We start from the raw sequence: 20,138 nt of genomic DNA on the forward strand, positions 1-20,138 counted from the left end.
ACCCCTTCCCATCCCGAACAGGACCGTGAAACGACTTCGCGCCGATGATAGTGCTGCAACCAGTGTGAAAGTAGGTCATCGTCAGGCTTTTATTCGAAAACCCCCTGAGAGTCTCAGGGGGTTTTTTTTCGTTTACAAATTTGCTTCGCGTGAACGGTCTCGCCCCATCCGCACCTCAGATCCGGCACAGATTCTCGATCCGCCCGGGTACATCAACACGCATCTGCAATACTTTTCCTGAAAGCGGATTGTTGCGCAATTCTTCTGCCGGGCGCTTGAAGCTTACTGTCGTGATGAACAGCGTACGCATGTCCTCACCTCCGAAAGCGATCATTGTGGGACACCGAACCGGCAAGGGAAATTCGCCCAGTATCGCGCCGGCAGGGGACAGCCTGAGTATCCGCCCCCCCTCGTACATCGCTATCCAATAGGCGCCCTCACTGTCCACCGCTGCGCCATCCGGTCGTCCACCGTAGTTCTCGTCACGTGCCGTATCGAATTGCCGGAGAATCCTTCCAGGTCCCACCTGCCCAGTGGAAAGCTGATAGTCGTACGCCTTGATCAGGTGGGCGCTCGTGTCGGCATGGTAAAGCGTGCGGCTGTCAGGGCTGAAGGCCAGTCCGTTGGACACGGTAACGGGCAAACCCGCATCGCGCAGTTGACCGCCCTCCAGGCAGAACAGGGTGGCTTTGGGGCCGTCGCGCGGCTCATTGATTGTTCCGACCCAAAGGCGCCCCATTGGATCGCAGCGGCCATCATTGAAGCGCTGGGTAGCGCCGTCGAATGGCGCAGGTGTGACCTGTCGGAGATAGCCAGACAAGGTGTCCAGTGTCGCGATCCCGGTCCGCATCGCGACCACCAGTCCGGACTCGGCCCGGGCGATGCAGCCTGGTTCAGACGGCAAGCTCCATGCAGTATGTTGCCGCTGTTTCTCGATGTAGCGATGCACTGCCCGCCCCTCGATGTCGATCCAGTAGAGCGCTCCTTCGCGCGGTTCCCAGAGCGGACACTCTCCGAGCAGCATGGGTTCATCATAAAAAACATGCACCATATTCATCCGATACCTCCACCCCAATGCAGCAATTATGCAGGACGATCTCGGACAAGGCCGTTGCAACCGTCATATCGTAGTATCCTTTTTGATGCTGCAGGCTGCTACCGGAAACAGTTTTCCGGCGGTCAAACAGGATGCTCAGCCCGACATGCCGGGCGACGCCATACATCCAACAAAAGAAGAGAGACAACATGCAAATGAAACATTTTTTTGCCGCATTCATCGCGGGGGCGGCGATCCTCGCCAGCGCCCCTGGCTATTGCGATACCTACCCGTCCAAACCGATAAAAATCGTCGTGCCGTTTTCGGCGGGCGGGACGACTGATCTGCTCGCCCGCGCTGTCGGGGCCGAGTTGACCAAGTCGCTAGGCCAGACGGTCGTTATCGACAACCGCGGCGGTGCTGGCGGCAACGTCGGTGCTGACCTGGTCGCCAAGTCAACTGCCGATGGCTATACGCTGTTGATGGGTACCGTCGGTACGCACGGCATAAACCAGTCGCTCTACCCGAAGCTGCCGTTTGACCCGATCAAGGATTTCGCCCCGGTCACGTTGGTAGCTTCCGTGCCGAACGTGCTTGTCCTGAATCCCGGTTTCGCCAGCAAGAACAAGATCACCGACCTGAAAAGCTTTATCGCTTTCCTGAAGGCCAATCCAGGCAAGGTCAACATGGCTTCCAGCGGGAATGGCACGTCGATCCATCTGTCAGGTGAATTGTTCAAGACACAGACGCGTACATTCATGCTCCACATCCCCTATCGCGGATCGGGCCCCGCGTTGACCGATCTGATGGCCGGGCAGGCTGACGTCATGTTTGATAACCTGCCGTCGTCGCTGCAGTTCATCAAGTCGGGGCGGCTGCTCGCTCTGGCGGTCACCAGCAGCAAGCCATCACCAGCGTTGCCGGGAGTGGCGCCAATCGCGGCCGCCGGCGGGGATCTCAAGAACTTCGAAGCCAGCTCTTGGTTCGGTATTCTTGCTCCGGCGGGGACGCCCAAGGACATCGTGAACAAGTTGCAGCAGGAGATTGCCAAGGCGTTGTCGTCGCAGACCGTTAAAGAACGACTGATCTCGCAGGGTGCCGATCCTGTAGGGAATACGCCGGAGCAATTTGCGGCGCACATCCAGGCAGAGACGCTGAAGTGGGCCAAAGTCGTCAAGGCGGCTGGCGCCAAGGTCGACTAGACGGGGTTGCCTCGGGGCGCGATCCGGGTCTGCGCCAGACGTCCCGGGCACCATCCTCCTGCTGGAGGCGGGATGGTGCCCGGAAACCGATTGGCACAGACAAGGCCACACCGCATTCACTCTAGAGCCCTGCGGGTATTTGGCCGCAAATGTGCGATCGTTAAATACGATAGTTAAGTCCGATCGCTACGCCAGGAAGCTTTCCGCCAGACGCACCCAATAGCTTGCGCCCAGCGGCAGCAAGCGGTCATTGAAGTCATAGCAGGCATTGTGCAGGTTACAGGGTCCCAGGCCATGGCCTTCGGCACGGTGCTGTCCCTCCCCGTTTCCGATAAAGACGTAGCAGCCGCGCTTGAGTTGCAGCATGAATGCGAAGTCCTCCGCTCCCATCGTTGGCTCTACAGTGGCGTCGACACGATCCTCACCGACCAGGCTTTGCATGACACCGATTGCGAATGCCGTTTCGGCAGGGTGATTGATCAGTGCCGGATAGTTTCGCTTGAAGTTGAAGTCGACCGATACGCCGAACGCGCTTGCGATATGAGTGGCCATCTCCTCCATGCGGGACTGGATCAGGTCCAGCGGCGCTTCCTGGAAGGTCCGGACCGTGCCGACGATCCTGGCTTCGTCCGGAATGATGTTGGTGGCACTGCCAGCGTGGATCTGGGTCACTGACAATACTGCGTTGTCCATCGGATTTTTGTTCCGGGTAACGATGCTCTGCCAGGCCTGCACGATTTGTATCGCCGCCATGATGGGGTCGATACTCTTGTGCGGCTGGGCCGCGTGTGCGCCCTTGCCGCAGACAACGACTTCGAACTCATTGGACGATGCCATCATGGGGCCGGGCGTCACGGCGAAGCTGCCCTCCGGGATTCCCGGCCAGTTGTGCATGCCGAAGACCGCGTCCATCGGGCATTTATCGAACAGCCCATCTTCCATCATGCGCCGGGCACCACCACCTCCTTCCTCGGCCGGCTGGAAGATCAGATATACGGTTCCGTTGAAGTTCCTGTGCTGAGCAAGGTAACGGGCCGCTCCCAGCAGCATTGCCATATGGCCATCATGACCGCAGGCGTGCATTTTCCCGGCATGCTGCGACGCATGCTCGAACCCGTTCAGCTCCTGCACTGACAGTGCATCCATGTCCGCTCGCAGTCCGACTGCGCGCGGACTGTCGCCGTTCTTGATGACGCCGACCAGGCCGGTGCCAGCCAGGCCGCGGATGATTGGTATGCCCCACTGCGCCAGGCAGTCAGCGACCAGCGCCGATGTGAGGTGTTCCTCGAAACACAGTTCGGGATGACTGTGCAGTTTGCGCCGAATTTGTTGCAGCTCACTGGCGTCGTCCAAAATCGCTTGTATCAGTTTCATCGAATCTTCCCAAGTCTTGCTGCGGCGCACATTCGAATGCGTTCATCTCTCCGTCAGATCTTAGCGCCGTCACGAATTCCATGCACCCTGATAATACTTTTCCGGCTCTCGTCAGCGCTGGCAAATATTTTACGAAATCTTGTCTTTTCGGTGCTTTTTCCGGGGAGGCGATTGCAGTACGATGGGTTGTGCCGGCTTGCCCGGGGAAATGAACGCAGTGCAGGCAATCAGGTATTTGAGCGGAGCAGCAGGATCACATGAAGATCAAGTGGCGGGCCATGACAACGGTTGTTTCTGCAGCAGCGCTTTTCATGCTGTCAGGTTGTGCGCAGGTTGGATATTACATGCAGGCGGTCGAGGGACAGATGTCATTGCTGTCCGAGGCTCGTCCCATAGATGACTGGCTGGCCGATCCGGGTGTCGAGGGGAAGCTGAAAGACCGCTTGGCGAAGGTGCAGGAAATTCGCCGCTTCGCAGCCATCGAACTCGGGCTGCCGGACAATGACAGTTACAAGACCTATGCTGACTTGAAGCGCTCCTACGTCCTGTGGAACGTGGTCGCGGCGCCGGCACTCTCGCTCAAGCCGATGAACTGGTGTTTCCCCATTGCCGGCTGCGTGAATTATCGCGGCTACTACAAGAAGAGCGAAGCGCAGGCCTTCGCCGATGAACTGCGGATGCAGGGCTACGACGTGCAGGTGTCTGGTGTGCCGGCCTATTCCACGCTCGGCTATTTCAACGACCCGGTGCTATCCACTTTCATCAAGTATTCGGATGCGGAACTGGCACGGCTGGTATTTCACGAACTTGCCCATCAGGTCGCCTACGCGAAGGATGACTCCAGGTTCAACGAATCCTTTGCCGTCGCGGTTGAGGAGGTGGGTGTCGAACGGTGGATGGAAAGGTTCGGCGATGAGGGGATGAAGAAGCGCTTTTCCGATTACACAGCGCGCAAGCGGGACTTCCTGGATCTTCTCACCAAATATCGCCAGCAGTTGCTCGTGAACTACGCAGGCGGTGGTAGCGACGCGGAAAAGAAAGCACGAAAGACGGAGATTTTCCAGGCGCTCAAGGATGAGTACAAGCAGGTCAAGGCGGACCGGTGGGCCGGTTATCCCGGGTATGACCGCTGGTTCGCAGACCCCCTGTCGAACGCCCACCTGGCCACGATCTCGACCTACCATGACCTGGTGCCCAAATTCCGGGCAATGCTTAAACAGGAACGCGACTTGCCGCGTTTCTACGAAGCGGTCCGTCGACTGTCATCGCTGGACAAGCAGGCGCGGCACCAGTCGCTCGCGCGATTCGGCGACGGTGCCGCGACAATTGCGACCAGTGATGCCGCAGCCGGACTGACCAACTGATACCGGTTCTTCCGCCATCCCCTGAAGGGCGAAGGCCGCTGCGCGACCGGTACGGTTGTGCCCCGAAACGCCCATGCTGCGCTGCAAAAGCAGGCATGGACGCCCTTTCACGCCTTCGCAAATCCCTTGCGCCAGTCATCCGTGCCCGATAGCATCACATTGCCAGTCAGGTTCGCGAGCCGGCTGGCATGGCGCGAATGCCACATCCAAAATAAATAACTACATCAAGGTGGAGAATGGACAAGTTCTGGCTGAAATCCTATCCCGCGGGCGTTCCCGCAGAGATCGACTACACGCAGTACCGGTCCCTGGTACACCTGCTGGAGGAGTCGTTCCGGAAGTACGCGGACCGGAATGCCTACGTATGCATGGGGCAGTACCTGACCTATGCCGAACTTGACAAACTCTCCATGCAACTCGCCGCCTGGCTGCAGAGCAGGGGGCTGGCGAAAGGCGCCCGGGTTGCATTGATGATGCCCAACGTGTTGCAGTATCCGGTGGCACTGGCCGCCGTGCTGCGTGCCGGATACACGGTAGTCAACGTCAATCCGCTCTATACCCCGCGTGAGCTCCAGCACCAGCTCAATGACTCTGGTGCGGAAGCGATCATCATCCTCGAGAATTTTGCGCATACCCTCGAGCAGGTCATCCATTCGACCCTGGTAAGGCATGTGGTGGTCGCCAGCATGGGCGACATGCTCGGCGCGAAAGGGCTGTTGGTGAACTTCGTCGTCCGCCATGTCAAGAAGCTGGTGCCGGCGTTTACCCTGCCTCACGCGATACCCTTCAAGAAGGCGATGAGCGAGGCCAGCCGGATGACTTTCAAGCCGGTCGAACTCAACCACGATGACGTGGCCTTCCTCCAATACACCGGCGGGACAACCGGGGTTTCGAAGGGCGCGATACTGATGCACCGCAATGTGATCGCCAATGTCCTGCAGAACGAAGCCTGGGCCGAGCCGGTGCTTACGCGCGAACCGAAGGTGGATCCGATCACCATCGTCTGCGCGCTCCCGCTTTATCACATATTCGCCCTTACGGCGTGCGGCTTGCTGGGTGCCCGGCTTGGGGCCATGAACCTGCTGATACCCAATCCTCGCGACATACCGGGCTTCATCAAGGAGCTGTCCAAGCACGAGTTCCACATGCTGCCGGCCGTGAACACCTTGTATAACGGGCTGGTGAACCACCCCGATTTCGCCAAGCTTGATTTCTCCCGGCTGAAGGTATGCAATGGCGGCGGCATGGCTGTGCAGAAGGCGGTCAACGACAAATGGGTCAAGGTGACAGGCTTGGCTATCGCTGAGGGTTACGGGCTGTCGGAAACGTCGCCAACAGCCACCTGCAATCCGGCGGATGGCGAGTTCAGCGGCACCATCGGACTGCCAGTCCCGTCGACCGAAATCGCAATCCTCGACGACGAAGGCCGACCGGTGCCGCTCGGGCAGCCGGGCGAAATCGCGATACGCGGGCCGCAGGTGATGGCAGGGTACTGGAATCGTCCGGATGAAACCGCCAAAGTCATGACACCTGACGGCTTCTTCAAATCCGGAGATATTGGCGTGATGGACGAACGGGGCTTTACCCGCATCGTCGATCGCAAGAAAGACATGATCCTGGTTTCTGGCTTCAACGTGTATCCAAACGAGGTCGAAGCAGTCGTGGCCATGCATCCCGGCGTGCTGGAATGCGCTTGCGTCGGCGTTCCCGACGAGAGCTCGGGGGAGGTGGTCAAACTCTTCGTCGTGCGCAAGGATCCGGCCTTGACGGCCGATGAACTGCAAGCCTATTGCAAGGAACAGCTGACCGGCTACAAGCGGCCGAAGTTCATCGAGTTCCGCGATGAGCTGCCCAAGACGAACGTCGGCAAGATCTTGCGGCGCGAGCTGCGGGATGAGAAAAAGGCCGCCTGAGTCGATGCGCGGGTCCGTTTCCACGGACCCGCATCAATCAGGTCACTCGTTCTTCAGAAGGCCCGGCTTGCCGGAATCCACCCGAAAAGTCGCGACCGTCTCGATACTTGAATCGGGAGCGCGCACGTCCTCCAGTCCCATCAGGCTGGCCCGAAGGCGGGCCGGCGTCAACTCCATCAGCATGTAGCCGCGCCGGTCGCTGCGTCCGTACTTGATATGCGGATTCTGGGCGACATATTGGTCGGTGCGTGACTGCGGCCGCGAGCTGGATGTAATCGAAGTTCCGCAGAATTCAGCCGCGAGAACCGGATTTTCCGGCGACACCGGCCGGGAAAAATTCCGCCGTATTTCCGCCGCATAGAAAGTGTGGACGTCTCCCGAAAGCACCACCGGGTTGGCCGGCCTGTGTTTCGCGATATCGGCGAGCAACCGCTCTCGGGCGGCGGGATAGCCATCCCATCCATCGGTCCAGAATTGGCCGTCATCCGGTTTCTCGATGGCCGTCTGGCTCGCTTGCGCCATCAGCGTTTGCTGGGCCAGGAAGTTCCACTGAGCCCTTGATTCAGCAAACCCGTTTGCCAGCCAGGCCTCTTGCGCGGCGCCCAGCATGGTGCGGTCTGTGGCCAATCGTTCCTGGCAAGCGCTGGTGACTGAATTCGATCCGCCCCGGCCTGGCCGGGGACAGACCTGCGGCGAGCGGTACTGGCGGTCGTCGAGTACGTGAAAGCGCGCCAGCCGACCCCAGTCGCAACGGCCGTAGATTTGCAGGTGCGCGAATGATTTCCCCGGGGCCGGCACGGAAGGCAGCCTCACCGGCATATGTTCATAAAAGGCCTGGTAGGCAGCTGCACGACGGTCGAGGAACCCGGGGTCAAGACGCTCATCCCTGCCGGCTCCGTAGTCGTTGGCGACCTCATGGTCATCCCAGGTGACGATCCAGGGTGCGGCGTGATGGGCTGCCTGCAGGTTCTTGTCGCTCTTGTACTGCGCATACCGGTTGCGGTAATCGTGCAGCGTGAATGATTCGTCGACTCTGCGCGCCGAGTCCGGGTGCTGCAGATCGTACGGGCCCCATTCGTAGATGTAGTCGCCGAGGAAGGCGACCAGGTCCGGCGCAGCCGCGGCAATATGCCGGTGCGCGGCGTAGTGTCCGAACTCCCAGTGCTGGCAGGATGCAACCACAAATTTCATTGATGCCGGAAAGGAATCTGGCGCCGGTGCGGTGCGGGTGCGGCCCACCGGACTTGTGGCATCCCCAGTCATGAAGCGGTACCAGTACCACCGGTCGGCTTGGAGGTTGACGACATCGACGTGAACGCTGTGGCCGAGTTCTGGCAGGGCGGTCACCTCGCCGCTGTTGACGACTTTCCTGAACTGTTCGTCTTCCGCCAGTTCCCATTTCACCCGGACCGGTGCTGCAGGCAGGCCGTTGCCGAGAATGCTTGCCGGCACCAGTCGTGTCCACAGCATGATTCGATCTGCTTGCGGTGCGCCGGATGCGACCCCAAGGCCGAACGGATAAACCTGGGTGCGGGACAGCGCCGGACCCGGAAAGGCAAGTGAGAGGGCTGACGCGGCGCTCAGCCGCGCAACATGGCTCAGGAATTTTCTTCGGTCGAAATTCATCTGGAATCGGGGATCAGAGTGGTCAGGAAGGGCTTTGCTGGCAGCTAGCGTGAGTCAGTCAGTCTTGGGGAAGGGCTGGCAGCAAGCGCGGTTTCCGGTCCTCGCCTGTCGCCACATAGGTCAGGGTCGCTTCCGTGACCTTGACGACATCGGCCTGCAGCCGGTTGCGCTCGGCATAGACCTCGACATTGACGGTGATGGAGGTGCGGCCCACCTTCACGACCGTGGAGTAGAACGAGAGCAGGTCGCCGACGAAAACCGGCTGCTTGAAAACAAAGGAATTGACGGCAATGGTTGCAACGCGTCCATTCGCGCGCCGCACTGCCGGCAATGAGCCGGCGATATCGACCTGGGACATGATCCAGCCACCGAACACATCGCCATGGACGTTGGCGTCGGCCGGCATGGGCATGACCCGCAGTTGTGGCATGCCGGGCGGCAGTGTGGTCTGTTCGTTTGTGTTCATACGTATCCTTGAATTGAGAAACCGCTAAAATGCGTCGATCATAAGTCATTCCAGCGCCATCCTCATGCGTCGCCACGCCCACTCCAACGCCACGCACGAACAATCTGCTCCACCGGGAAATCGCAACGACTGGCAGACCCTCAGGACGCTATTGCCCTATCTGTGGCAATACAAATGGCGGATGTCGCTGGCGCTGGTTTTTCTGGTCAGCGCCAAACTGGCCAACGTCGGCGTTCCGCTGGTACTGAAACAGCTGGTCGATGCGCTCACCATCAGTCCGTCGCATCCCCAGGCATTGCTGGTGCTGCCCCTCGGGCTTCTGGTGGCATATGGCGCGCTGCGGCTGGGAACGACGTTCTTTACCGAAATGCGCGAATTTGTATTCGCCAAGGTCACCCAGCGCGCAGTGCGGACCATCGCGCTCAGGGTTTTCCGTCACTTGCATTCGCTGTCGCTGCGCTTTCACCTCAACCGCCAGACCGGCGGCATGACACGCGACATCGAGCGCGGCACGCGGGGCATTTCATCGCTCGTATCCTATACCCTGTTCAGCATCTTGCCGACGCTGATCGAGATCACGCTGGTGCTCGGATACCTGATCCTGAACTACGACATCTGGTTTTCGGCGATCACCGCAATCGCGCTGGTCGCCTACATCGGATACACGGTGCTCGTCACCGAGTGGCGCACGCATTTCCGGCGCACCATGAACGATCTGGATTCCAGGGCAAACACGCGCGCCATCGATTCGCTGATCAACTACGAAACGGTCAAATATTTCGGCAACGAGGATTACGAAGCGCGCCGCTACGACGAAGGGCTGCAGCGTTATGAAGCGGCGGCAGTACGGTCGCAGACCTCGCTGTCGCTGCTCAACACCGGACAGTCGGCCATCATCGCCGTCGCCGTCACCCTGATCCTGTGGCGTGCCACTCTCGGCGTGATCGACGGCAGCATGTCGCTGGGCGACCTGGTCCTGGTCAATGCGTTCATGATCCAGCTTTACATTCCCTTGAATTTCCTTGGCGTCATATACCGCGAGATCAAGCAGAGCATGGCTGACATGGAGCGCATGTTTTCGCTGATGGACCAGCACCGCGAAGTCAGCGACTCGCCGCAGGCCAGGCCGCTGCAGATCCGCGGCGCTGAAGTCCGTTTCGACGCTGTCGATTTCAGCTACGAGCCGGACCGGAAGATCCTGTTCGGCGTCGATTTCACCATCCCGGCCGGCCACACGATGGCTGTCGTGGGACATAGCGGTTCCGGAAAATCCACCCTGTCACGCTTGTTGTTCCGCTTCTACGACGTCGGGAGTGGCGCCATCACCATCGACGGCCAGGACTTGCGCAACATCACCCAGTCCTCGTTGCGCGCAGCGATCGGCATCGTCCCGCAAGACACGGTCCTGTTCAACGACACGATCGAATACAACATCGCCTACGGCAAGCCGGGCGCCAGCAAGGACGAAATCGTGGCCGCCGCCAAGGCCGCCTGCATACATGATTTCATCGCCAGCCTGCCGCAGGGATACGGTACCAGTGTCGGCGAACGCGGCCTGAAGTTGTCCGGCGGCGAGAAGCAACGCGTGGCGATCGCCCGTACCCTGCTGAAAAATCCCGCCATACTGATTTTCGACGAGGCGACCTCGGCGCTCGATTCGAAGGCGGAACAGGCAATCCAGGCGCAGCTGAAAGAGATTGCGAAGGATCGCACCACCCTCGTCATTGCGCATCGTCTGTCGACAATTGCTGATGCGCATCAGATCATCGTGATGGATCATGGCCATATCATTGAGCGTGGCACGCATGCCGAGCTGCTGGCCGCCGATGGCGCCTACGCACAGATGTGGCAGCGACAGCAGGCAGGACAGCAGGAGGGCCTGATTTTGTCGTCTCTCCCTTAGTCCGACGCGTTGCTGCCGTTGTCGGCAGCTTGAGTTCCTGTTATTTGCGGAGCATGCATGGTCGCTTATCAGCCGCTTTCCTTTCTCCAGTCCCAGCCCTGTGGCCCATGGGAGGTTTATCTCGAGCAGATCGACAGGGTCACGCCGCATCTCGGCCACCTCGCGCGCTGGATAGACACATTGAAGCATCCCAAGCGCATCCTGATTGTCGATGTTCCGATAGAGCGGGATGACGGCTCGATTGCGCATTTCGAAGGCTATCGGGTGCAGCACAACACCTCGCGCGGTCCGGGCAAGGGCGGGGTACGCTTTCATCAGGACGTCACCCTGTCGGAGGTCATGGCGCTTTCGGCCTGGATGACGGTCAAGAACGCGGCCGTCAATGTGCCATATGGCGGCGCCAAAGGCGGTATCCGGGTCGATCCGAAGCAATTGTCGATGGCCGAACTGCAGCGCATGACGCGCCGCTATACCAGCGAGATCCAGATCATCATCGGGCCCATGAAGGATATTCCGGCGCCCGACGTCAACACCAATGAGCAGATCATGGCCTGGATGATGGACACCTATTCGGTGAACGAAGGCAGCACCACTACCGGCGTGGTAACCGGGAAGCCGGTTTCGCTTGGCGGAAGCCTGGGCCGGCAGGAAGCGACTGGCCGCGGGGTGTTCGTGGTGGGATGTGAAGTGGCGGCGCTGCGGGGACTGGATGTCGCCGGCATGCGCGTGGCCATACAGGGCTTCGGCAATGTCGGCGGCGTTGCTGCGCGGTTGTTCGCGCAATCCGGCGCTCTGGTGGTCGCCATACAGGACCACGAAGCGGCGATCGTCAACGAGGGTGGGATCGACGTCAATGCCCTGCTGGGGCACGCGCGCAGCAGTGGCAGCGTTGCCGGGTTTGCGGGCGCTACCCGGCTCGACAATCGTGACGAGTTCTGGGAGATCGACTGTGACATGCTGATCCCCGCCGCGCTGGAGCAGCAGATCACCGCAGCGAATGCGGGGAAAATCAAGGCTTCGATCGTGCTCGAAGGCGCCAACGGACCGACGACGCCGGCGGCCGACGACATACTGGCCGAGCGCGGCATCCTGGTGGTGCCGGACGTGATTGCGAATGCCGGCGGCGTCACGGTCAGCTATTTCGAATGGGTGCAGGACTTCTCCAGTTTCTTCTGGACCGAGGATGAAATCAACCAGCGCCTGACCCGGATCATGAAGGAAGCCTTGGCAGCGGTATGGCAACTGGCTGCGGACCGCAAGGTGTCGCTGCGCACGGCCGCGTTCATCGTTGGCTGCACCCGGGTGTTGCAGGCGCGGGAGATGCGCGGACTCTATCCGTGAATCTCCCGAAACGAGTTCGCCTGCCGGCCTCCCTTTTGCTACACTAGCCCGATTGGCAAAACGGCAAGGAGAGGCAATGAAGGCATCCAGGTTGGTGGCAGTAGTGATTGGAGCGGGTTTGCTCGCCGGTGCCGCGACGGCCCAGGAATTGACCGGTACGCTCAAGAAAATCAAGGACACCGGCAGCGTCACGCTGGGCGTGCGCGATTCCTCGATTCCGTTTTCCTATCTCGATGACAAGCAGTCCTACCAGGGCTACTCGATCGACCTCTGCCTGCGCACGGTCACGGCCATTCAGAAGCAACTCGGCCTGACGGCCCTGAATGTGAAGATGAACCCGGTCACGTCGTCCACCCGCATACCGCTGATGGCCAACGGCACGGTCGACCTCGAGTGCGGTTCCACCACCAACAACCTGGAACGGCAAAAGCAGGTGGCTTTTGCACCCACCACCTTCGTCACGGCGAATCGTCTGCTGGCGAAGAAAAGTGCGAATATCACCAAGCTTGATGACATGAAGGGGAAGACCCTGGTGTCAACGGCTGGCACGGCGAATCTGAAACAGGTGACCGCACTGAACGCCGAGCGCAAGCTGGGAATGAACATCCTCGCCGCCAAGGATCATGCGGAAGGATTCCTGATGGTGGAGACCGGGCGCGCCGTCGCTTTTGCCATGGACGACATCCTGCTTTCGTCGCTGGCCGCCAGTTCGAAGTCGCCGAACGACTATGCGATCACCAAGGAATCCCTGTCGGTCGAACCGTACGGCATCATGATGCGTCGAGGCGACGAGCCGTTCAAGAAGGCTGTCGACAGCGCCATCATCAAGCTGATGAAGTCCGGAGAGATCAACAAGATCTATGCGAAGTGGTTCCAGTCGCCTATCCCGCCGAAAGGGGTCAACCTGTCGATACCGATGAGCGAACAACTCAAGGCGGTGATCGCCAATCCGACCGACTCGGGCGATCCCGCCACCTACGCAGCCGTTCCCCCGACCCAGAAAAAATAGGCCTGGTGCCTGTCGTGGCCAAGGTCAAGCCTGAGGGGTTAGCTTGAACTACAACTGGAACTGGCGGATCTTCTGGGAGGTTTCCCCCGACGCCGCCGGAACCTATCTCGACACTTTGCTCAGCGGCCTGCTGTGGACCATTGCGACCTCGATGTCGGCCTGGATCATGGCGCTGCTGCTGGGCGCCATTGTCGGCACTTTGCGCACCGTCCCGCACCGCTGGCTGGTCGCCCTGGCCAACGCCTGGATCGAGCTGTTCCGGAATATCCCGCTGCTGGTCCAGATGTTCCTCTGGTACTTCGTTGTGCCCGAGTTGCTGCCCACTGCTGCCGGAGACTGGATAAAAGGCCTGCCCAATTCGGCTTTCATCACCGCCGTGCTTTGTCTTGGTTTTTTCACGTCGAGCCGGATTGCCGTGCAGGTCGCGGCCGGCATCGGCTCGCTGCCGCGGGGACAGCGGCTCGCCGCGCAGGCGCTGGGCCTGACCACGCTGCAGACCTACCGTCATGTGCTGCTGCCGATGGCGTTTCGCATCATCATCCCGCCATTGACCAGCGAATTCCTCAACATCATCAAGAACAGTGCGGTCGCGCTCACGATCGGATTGATGGAGTTGACCGCGAGGGCGCGGTCAATGCAGGAATTCAGTTTTCAGGTGTTCGAGGCATTCACCGCGGCCACCCTGATTTACGTCGCGTTGAACGTGGTCGTCGTTCTCCTGATGAACAGGCTGGAACGCAACTTCGCTGTTCCCGGATACATCAGCCGCAGCAATCCGGGCGGAGGGCACTGATTGTCCAGCTTCGATTTCAATGTGATCGAGCGTTCCTGGGTCTACCTGTTCACGACGGGGATGAGCTTCACGCTGCAGTTGACCGTGCTGGCGATGATCGGCGGTCTCGTGTTCGGCACGGCACTGGCGATGATGAGGCTGTCCCGTTTCCGGGCGCTCTCGCTGGCAGCTGCAGGCTATGTGAACCTGATCCGCTCCATACCGCTGGTACTCGTCATCTTCTGGTTCTATTTCCTGGTCCCTTACATCGGCGCCTGGCTGATCGGCGCGAGCGAGCCGATCAGGGTCGGCGCCTTCTCCTCATCGTTGATCACGTTCATCCTGTTCGAGGCCGCGTACTACTGCGAAATCATGCGTGCCGGTATCCAGTCGGTTCCGCGCGGACAGGTCAGCGCCGCCCAGGCGCTCGGAATGAATTACTGGCAGGCCATGGCGAACGTCGTCCTGCCACAAGCATTCCGCAACATGATTCCGGTCCTGCTGACCCAGACCATCGTGCTTTTCCAGGACGTCTCGCTGGTGTACGTGCTGTCGATCACTGATTTCGTCGGTGCTGCATCGAAGGTGGCGCAGCGCGATGGGCGACTGGTCGAGATGTACCTGTTCGTGGCGCTCGTCTATTTCGTCATCTGCTTCGGGCTTTCCTTGCTCGTGAAACGGTTGCAGAGGCGGGTGGCAATTGTGCGTTGATCCTGCCTTGGGCCGGCGCCGCCCGACCGAAACAGACTTGCCTGCCTCACATGACTGGAAACACAAAATGATCGAGATGAAAGACGTCAGCAAATGGTACGGCAGCTTCCAGGTGCTGACCGATTGCAGCCTGTCGGTGAAGAAAGGCGAGGTTGTTGTGATCTGCGGCCCTTCCGGTTCTGGCAAGTCGACGCTGATCAAGACGGTCAACGGTCTGGAGCCGATCCAGAAGGGCGAGATCAGCGTCGACGGCATCCGCGTGAACGATCCGGGCACCAATCTTTCTGCATTGCGTGCCCGAATCGGCATGGTGTTCCAGAACTTCGAACTGTTCCCTCACCTGTCGGTCCGCGAAAACCTCACCTTGGCGCAGGTCAAGGTGCTCCGCCGCGGCAAGGACGAAGCAACGGCACGCGGGCTGCAATACCTGGATCGGGTCGGCTTGCTGGCCCACAAGGACAAGTTTCCCGGACAACTTTCCGGTGGCCAGCAGCAGCGCGTGGCAATTGCGCGCGCACTGTGCATGGATCCGATCGCCATGCTGTTCGACGAACCGACTTCAGCGCTTGACCCCGAAATGATCAACGAGGTCCTCGATGTCATGACGCAACTGGCCCGGGAAGGGATGACCATGATGGTCGTGACCCACGAGATGGGATTCGCCCGGCGGGTCGCGCACCGCGTCGTTTTCATGGACCACGGCCGGATCGTGGAAGACACGCAGAAGGACGTTTTTTTCGACACGCCGCAGTCCGACCGGGCGCGCGAATTTCTCACCAGGATCATTCATTGACTTCCGTGTCAGTGGCATCGGTTTGCACGCAATTGCGGTTATAGTTGTCGCCTTCGACGGCGCAAACAATTACCAGAATGGATTACAAGAAGCTTTTGCTGGAGAGTTTCCAGCATGCGGTCGCTGCTGCCGACCCGCTCAAGATCGTTGCCGGACATCTTCCTCCGCCGCCAAAAGGCCGGACCCTCGTGGTCGGCGCTGGCAAGGCAGCGGCCAGCATGGCGCGGGCGGTGGAACTGGCATGGCCATCCGATGCTCAGCTGGAGGGCTTGGTCGTCACCCGCTATGCACACGGCATGCCGACCACCCGGGTCACCGTCGTGGAGGCCGGTCATCCGGTTCCGGATGACGCTGGGGAAAAGGCGGCGGCGGAGATTGCACGCCGCGTTTCCGAACTGACCGAAGACGATCTGTTGATCGCTCTTGTTTCCGGCGGCGGGTCGAGCCTGCTGTCCCTGCCGGTTCCGGCCGTGGACATGGCAGACCTGAAGGCCGTCACCAAAGGGCTGCTGATGTCCGGCGCCCCCATCACCGACATGAACATCGTGCGCAAGCACCTGTCGCGCATACAGGGCGGCTGGTTGGCCGCAGCGTGCCGGGCACCGGTGCTTACACTGATTGTCAGCGATGTAACCGGCGACGACCCGAGTGCCATCGCCTCGGGCCCGACCTGTCCCGACCCATCGACTTACCAGGACGCATTGAATGTCCTGCAGCGCTATGAGGTAAGGGCACCTGCTTCGGTGCAGCAACATTTGCAGTCAGGTGCAGCCGGGAATATCCCGGAAACGCCCAAACCTGGCGACCCCTTGTTCGAGCGGGTGCGCAATCATGTCATTGCCACCGCACACCAGAGCCTGGAAGCTGGTGCTTCTTACTTCCGTGCGCAGGGCATCACCCCGGTCGTGCTGGGTGACACGGTCACCGGAGAGGCGGCCGAAGTCGCGAAAGTCTATGCGGCACTGGCGAAGGAAATCCGCCTCTACCAGCAGCCGTTCAAGGCGCCGGTCGCGCTGATTTCCGGCGGCGAGTGCACCGTGACCGTCAAAGGGAATGGACGGGGTGGGCGCTGCGTCGAATTTCTCGCTTCGCTGGCGGTCGAGCTCGGTGGTATGCCGGGTGTGCATGCATTGGCGGCCGATACTGACGGCATTGACGGCACGGAGGATAATGCGGGCGCTGTGTTGGGTCCGGATACCAAAGCGCGCGCCGAGGAAAAAGGACTGAACGCGCAAAAAATGCTGGCCAACAACGATGGCTACACTTATTTTTCGGGGCTCGGCGACCTGGTGCTTACCGGGCCGACAAGGACCAACGTCAACGACTACAGGGTCATCCTGATCGTCTAGAAAATGCGGCTGCCGCTGCTATTCAACGCTTCCAAGCTAGACCATGCAAATCGATTCAGATCACGATTCAGATAACAACGGCATCACCAACACCGTCACCATTACCCGCCCGGACGACTGGCACCTCCACCTGCGCGACGGGGCGACGCTGGCAAGCGTTCTTCCTCACACCGCACGACAGTTCGCGCGGGCAATCGTGATGCCCAACCTGCGGCCGCCGGTGACGACGACTGCCCAGGCGCTGGCCTATCGTGAACGGATCATGCAGGCCCTGCCGGCCGGCATGCGCTTCGAGCCGCTGATGACGCTGTACCTGACGGACATGACCTCCGGGGACGAGATACGCCGGGCGCGGGAGAGCGGGTTCGTACATGCGGTCAAGCTTTACCCGGCAGGTGCAACCACCAATTCGGATGCGGGCGTGACCGACTTGCGAAAATGCAGGCAGGCGCTGGAAGCGATGCAGGAAGCGGGCATGCCGCTTCTGGTGCATGGCGAGGTGACCGATCCGGAAATCGATATTTTTGACCGGGAAGCGGTGTTCATCGATAGGGTGCTGACCCCGCTGCGGGCAGATTTCCCGGCCCTGAAGGTCGTGTTCGAGCACATCACGACCAAGGATGCCGCACACTACGTCCGTGATGCGCAGGGGCCAGTCGCCGCTACCATCACCGCCCACCACCTGCTGTACAACCGCAACGAGATTTTCCGTGGCGGCATCCGCCCGCACTACTACTGCCTGCCGGTATTGAAGCGTGAGGAACACCGCTTGGCGCTGGTCGCGGCGGCAGTGTCCGGAAATTCGCGTTTCTTTCTTGGAACCGATTCGGCGCCCCATCCCAAGGGCCTGAAAGAACATGCCTGTGGCTGCGCCGGCTGTTACACGGCGCTGCATGCGCTGGAACTTTATGCGCAAGCCTTCGACCGGGCCGGTGCGCTCGACAAGCTGGAAGGCTTTGCCAGCCTGCACGGACCGGCTTTCTATGGCTTGCCGGTGAATGTCGGGTCGATCACCATCGAACGCCAGGAATGGCAGGTTCCGGACGAACTTCCCATGGGTGAAGCCACGGTGGTGCCTCTCGACGGCGGCGGCAAGCTTGACTGGCGCGTGGCCTGATCCCCTTTCGCTGTACGGTGAGCTGATGCCCGCCTCCTTTCTTGAGCCGATCGACTGGACGGCCCCGTGGCTGGGGCCCTACCTTGATACCGGGCGCCCCATCGCAGAGTCTCCAGACTGGCGCGCTGCGCTCAACCGGGCGGCGCAGCAAGGGCAACTCGTCAATTTCCAGGGCAGCCCGATTCAATTCGTGTCGCAGGAGTCCTTGCCAGACGGCGAGCCCTACGAAGCGCACATCGGCCGCACCGGATGCGTGCCCACGCGGGAAAATCTTCATGACTTTTTCAATGCGCTGGTGTGGCTGACGTTCCCGCAAACCAAAGCACGGCTCAATGAGTTGCAGTTCAATCAGTTGCAGTCGGAACTGGAAGTTCAGCCCGCCGGGAGCAGCTACAGGGTGGGAAACCGCCGGGGCGCGCTACGCGACGCGGCGACAATTTTCGATGAGAATTCAGCGCTACTGATTGCATTGGACGGCGAGGTGCCTGATGCCCTGGTCGCACGCCATTGGTCCGAGGTGTTCCTCGAGCGCAGGGACGATTTTGGACGCTTGTATGACGTCCTGCTTTTCGGTCATGCCCTGATGGAGAAGCTGGTGAAGCCCTATGCCAGCATTACCGCGCATTGTTTTCCGCTGATTGGCCGGGATCTGCCGATACCCTGTTCGACTGCCGGCGCACGTGCGCAGCTGGATCAGCTTGCACGCTCCCAGTTATCCCCGGCAACATCCACATCTTCATTCTTCCCCGTTCCGGTGCTCGGTTTTCCCGGATGGCATGAAGGGCAGGATCAAATGTTCTACGCCAACGAAGACGTGTTTCGAGTGGTGAAGCGAAAAAAAGCGAGCGGCTGAGACCGGCAGGAATATCCAGGCCGCGTTGCTGTGGTCCCATGCATGAAAAAAGCCACCCCGAAGGGTGGCTTTTTCTCTAACTGCAACCGGATTAACCGGCGGCAAAATTAGAATGCGTGACGCACGCCCAGGACGGTGTCGCGCAGGCCGCCAACTGCAGCGTCTTGCTTGCCCCAGAACAGGTACGCAGTCGTACGCTTGCTCAGGTTGTAATCGGCGCCAACGCCAACTGCTTTCTCGGTAGGCGAGACAGCAGTTGCTGCATTGCGCTTGGAGTATTGTGCTTTCAGGACGATTGCCGTTCCTGGCACTGCGCCTTCTGCACCAACCAGCCATGCGTTCTTGTTGCCAGCTGCGAGGCCAGTGTTCTGATCGCGCTCAAACTGAGCTTTCAGAGTGGCGACGCCGAAGTTGTACGAACCACCCAGGTTCCAGACAGTGTCAGGACCAGCCGAACCGTTGCGAACAACAGCCAGGCCTGCGCTCAGGGGGCCAGCGCCGTAGGTCAGACGTGCGTTCATCGGCACGCCAAAAGCGGCGACTTGAGCAGCGGTGTAGCCAGCGGTCGTGAAGTTGGCGCCAGCGACCAGCGTGGTTTCCTGACGCGGAGCAACCATCAATTGCAGGCCAAAACCGGACAGGTTCGGGGTGACGTACTGAACCGAGTTGTTCCAGCGAGCGTCAACCGAACCGGCGTTCATCGAGGACCGGTTGTTCAGGAAGCCCGTGCCGAAAGTCGAGTAAGCCGAAACTTGCAGGAATTGCGGGGTCAGGTCACGACCCAGCTTGACCGTGCCGAAGCCGCCTTGCAGGCCGAGCCAGACGTTCTGGTCACCAACCGAGCTGGCAGTGGATGCGTCCGAACCGTAGCCGGTACGGACTTGGAAGATACCTTTCAGACCGCCACCGATGTTTTCGGTGCCGCTGATGCCGATGTAGTTGGTGTTGCGCTGGTTGGAAACCAGTTCAGTCGTGTTCGAACCAGCTGCAGGAGCGCGGTTACGGATCGACGTGTCGATCGAGCCATCGATGACGATTGCGGTCTGCGCGTTAGCTGCGCCGACTGCGCCGAGCACTGCGAGCGCGAGTAGGGTCTTTTTCATTGGGTAATCTCCAGAGAGTTGTAATGCTAAAATTTATTTTCCAGCATCCAGCAAGAACCACTAGTGGACGTTCCTGCTGAGGCTTCAAAACCATGCGATCGAGAAGCTGATAGCCATTTCATCAAATTGAAGGCCGCAGGGCAAAGAAATTTTGGCTTTTGCACCACATTTCTGGCAAGGCTGTCGCATGCAAGCAACGATCTGCC

The 20,138-nt window shown here is 60.0% G+C and carries 17 protein-coding genes and 1 rRNA gene; 13 read left to right on the top strand and 5 right to left on the bottom strand.

What is annotated here, in order from left to right:
• Positions 1–87, top strand: a 5S ribosomal RNA gene (gene rrf / locus FVE66_RS20690); the annotation flags it as partial.
• An 88-nt stretch (positions 88–175) separates the two neighbouring features.
• Here the strand turns inward: rrf and FVE66_RS18830 are convergent.
• On the bottom strand, positions 176–1,057 hold the full coding sequence (locus FVE66_RS18830; RefSeq protein ID WP_151449026.1) for an SMP-30/gluconolactonase/LRE family protein: 882 nt from the start codon (positions 1,055–1,057) through the stop codon (positions 176–178).
• A gap of 188 nt (positions 1,058–1,245) precedes the next feature.
• On the opposite strand from FVE66_RS18830, the gene FVE66_RS18835 reads away from it, so the two are divergent.
• Positions 1,246–2,238: a Bug family tripartite tricarboxylate transporter substrate binding protein gene (locus FVE66_RS18835; RefSeq protein WP_151449027.1), complete on the top strand. Its 993-nt coding sequence runs from the start codon at positions 1,246–1,248 to the stop codon at positions 2,236–2,238.
• A gap of 186 nt (positions 2,239–2,424) precedes the next feature.
• Here the strand turns inward: FVE66_RS18835 and FVE66_RS18840 are convergent, their stop codons facing one another.
• Complete coding sequence (locus tag FVE66_RS18840; RefSeq protein WP_151449028.1) at positions 2,425–3,612, bottom strand: M20 aminoacylase family protein; 1,188 nt, start codon at positions 3,610–3,612, stop codon at positions 2,425–2,427.
• Between the two features lie 257 nt (positions 3,613–3,869).
• On the opposite strand from FVE66_RS18840, the gene FVE66_RS18845 reads away from it, so the two are divergent.
• Together FVE66_RS18845 and FVE66_RS18850 are read left to right on the top strand one after the other, a co-directional pair.
• Entirely contained in the window at positions 3,870–4,976 is a 1,107-nt protein-coding gene (locus tag FVE66_RS18845) for an aminopeptidase (protein WP_241673288.1), read from the top strand.
• A 236-nt stretch (positions 4,977–5,212) separates the two neighbouring features.
• On the top strand, positions 5,213–6,889 hold the full coding sequence (locus tag FVE66_RS18850) for a long-chain fatty acid--CoA ligase (RefSeq protein WP_151449029.1): 1,677 nt from the start codon (positions 5,213–5,215) through the stop codon (positions 6,887–6,889).
• Positions 6,890–6,931: 42 nt separating this feature from the next.
• Here FVE66_RS18850 and FVE66_RS18855 read toward each other — a convergent pair whose 3' ends face one another.
• Entirely contained in the window at positions 6,932–8,515 is a 1,584-nt protein-coding gene (locus FVE66_RS18855; protein ID WP_151449030.1) for an alkaline phosphatase D family protein, read from the bottom strand.
• Positions 8,516–8,573: 58 nt separating this feature from the next.
• Positions 8,574–8,981: an acyl-CoA thioesterase gene (locus FVE66_RS18860; protein ID WP_151449031.1), complete on the bottom strand. Its 408-nt coding sequence runs from the start codon at positions 8,979–8,981 to the stop codon at positions 8,574–8,576.
• Positions 8,982–9,045: 64 nt separating this feature from the next.
• Here FVE66_RS18860 and FVE66_RS18865 point away from each other — a divergent pair, with 64 nt between their 5' ends.
• The 9 genes from FVE66_RS18865 (at position 9,046) to FVE66_RS18905 (ending at position 18,829) form a co-directional block, all read left to right on the top strand.
• Positions 9,046–10,884, top strand: coding sequence for an ABCB family ABC transporter ATP-binding protein/permease (locus FVE66_RS18865; protein WP_151449032.1), 1,839 nt, complete (start codon positions 9,046–9,048; stop codon positions 10,882–10,884).
• 57 nt (positions 10,885–10,941) lie between these two features.
• Positions 10,942–12,225 carry a Glu/Leu/Phe/Val family dehydrogenase gene (locus tag FVE66_RS18870; RefSeq protein ID WP_151449033.1) on the top strand — a complete coding sequence of 428 codons (1,284 nt, stop codon included), beginning with the start codon at positions 10,942–10,944 and terminating at the stop codon, positions 12,223–12,225.
• A 76-nt stretch (positions 12,226–12,301) separates the two neighbouring features.
• A complete protein-coding gene (locus FVE66_RS18875) occupies positions 12,302–13,234 on the top strand; it encodes an amino acid ABC transporter substrate-binding protein (protein WP_151449034.1) in 933 nt (310 codons plus the stop codon).
• 43 nt (positions 13,235–13,277) lie between these two features.
• Positions 13,278–14,027: an amino acid ABC transporter permease gene (locus FVE66_RS18880; RefSeq protein WP_151449035.1), complete on the top strand. Its 750-nt coding sequence runs from the start codon at positions 13,278–13,280 to the stop codon at positions 14,025–14,027.
• The gene (locus FVE66_RS18885; RefSeq protein ID WP_277753175.1) at positions 14,028–14,717 is read left to right on the top strand and encodes an amino acid ABC transporter permease; all 690 of its coding nucleotides are present in this window, start codon (positions 14,028–14,030) and stop codon (positions 14,715–14,717) included.
• A gap of 67 nt (positions 14,718–14,784) precedes the next feature.
• Complete coding sequence (locus tag FVE66_RS18890) at positions 14,785–15,510, top strand: amino acid ABC transporter ATP-binding protein (protein WP_151449036.1); 726 nt, start codon at positions 14,785–14,787, stop codon at positions 15,508–15,510.
• 77 nt (positions 15,511–15,587) lie between these two features.
• Positions 15,588–16,859, top strand: coding sequence for a glycerate kinase type-2 family protein (locus FVE66_RS18895; protein ID WP_151449037.1), 1,272 nt, complete (start codon positions 15,588–15,590; stop codon positions 16,857–16,859).
• Positions 16,860–16,941: 82 nt separating this feature from the next.
• Positions 16,942–17,976, top strand: a complete 1,035-nt coding sequence (gene pyrC, locus FVE66_RS18900) for a dihydroorotase (RefSeq protein ID WP_151449156.1) — start codon at positions 16,942–16,944, stop codon at positions 17,974–17,976.
• Positions 17,957–18,829 carry a DUF3025 domain-containing protein gene (locus FVE66_RS18905; protein WP_241673289.1) on the top strand — a complete coding sequence of 291 codons (873 nt, stop codon included), beginning with the start codon at positions 17,957–17,959 and terminating at the stop codon, positions 18,827–18,829. Before pyrC ends, FVE66_RS18905 begins: the two co-directional genes overlap by 20 nt.
• 107 nt (positions 18,830–18,936) lie before the next feature.
• Here FVE66_RS18905 and FVE66_RS18910 read toward each other — a convergent pair whose 3' ends face one another.
• Positions 18,937–19,932, bottom strand: coding sequence for a porin (locus FVE66_RS18910; protein ID WP_151449038.1), 996 nt, complete (start codon positions 19,930–19,932; stop codon positions 18,937–18,939).
• Between the last annotated feature and the right edge of the window lie 206 nt (positions 19,933–20,138).

The sequence above is a fragment of the Lacisediminimonas profundi genome, from assembly GCF_008831265.1.
Taxonomy (GTDB): Bacteria; Pseudomonadota; Gammaproteobacteria; order Burkholderiales; family Burkholderiaceae_D; genus Lacisediminimonas; species Lacisediminimonas profundi.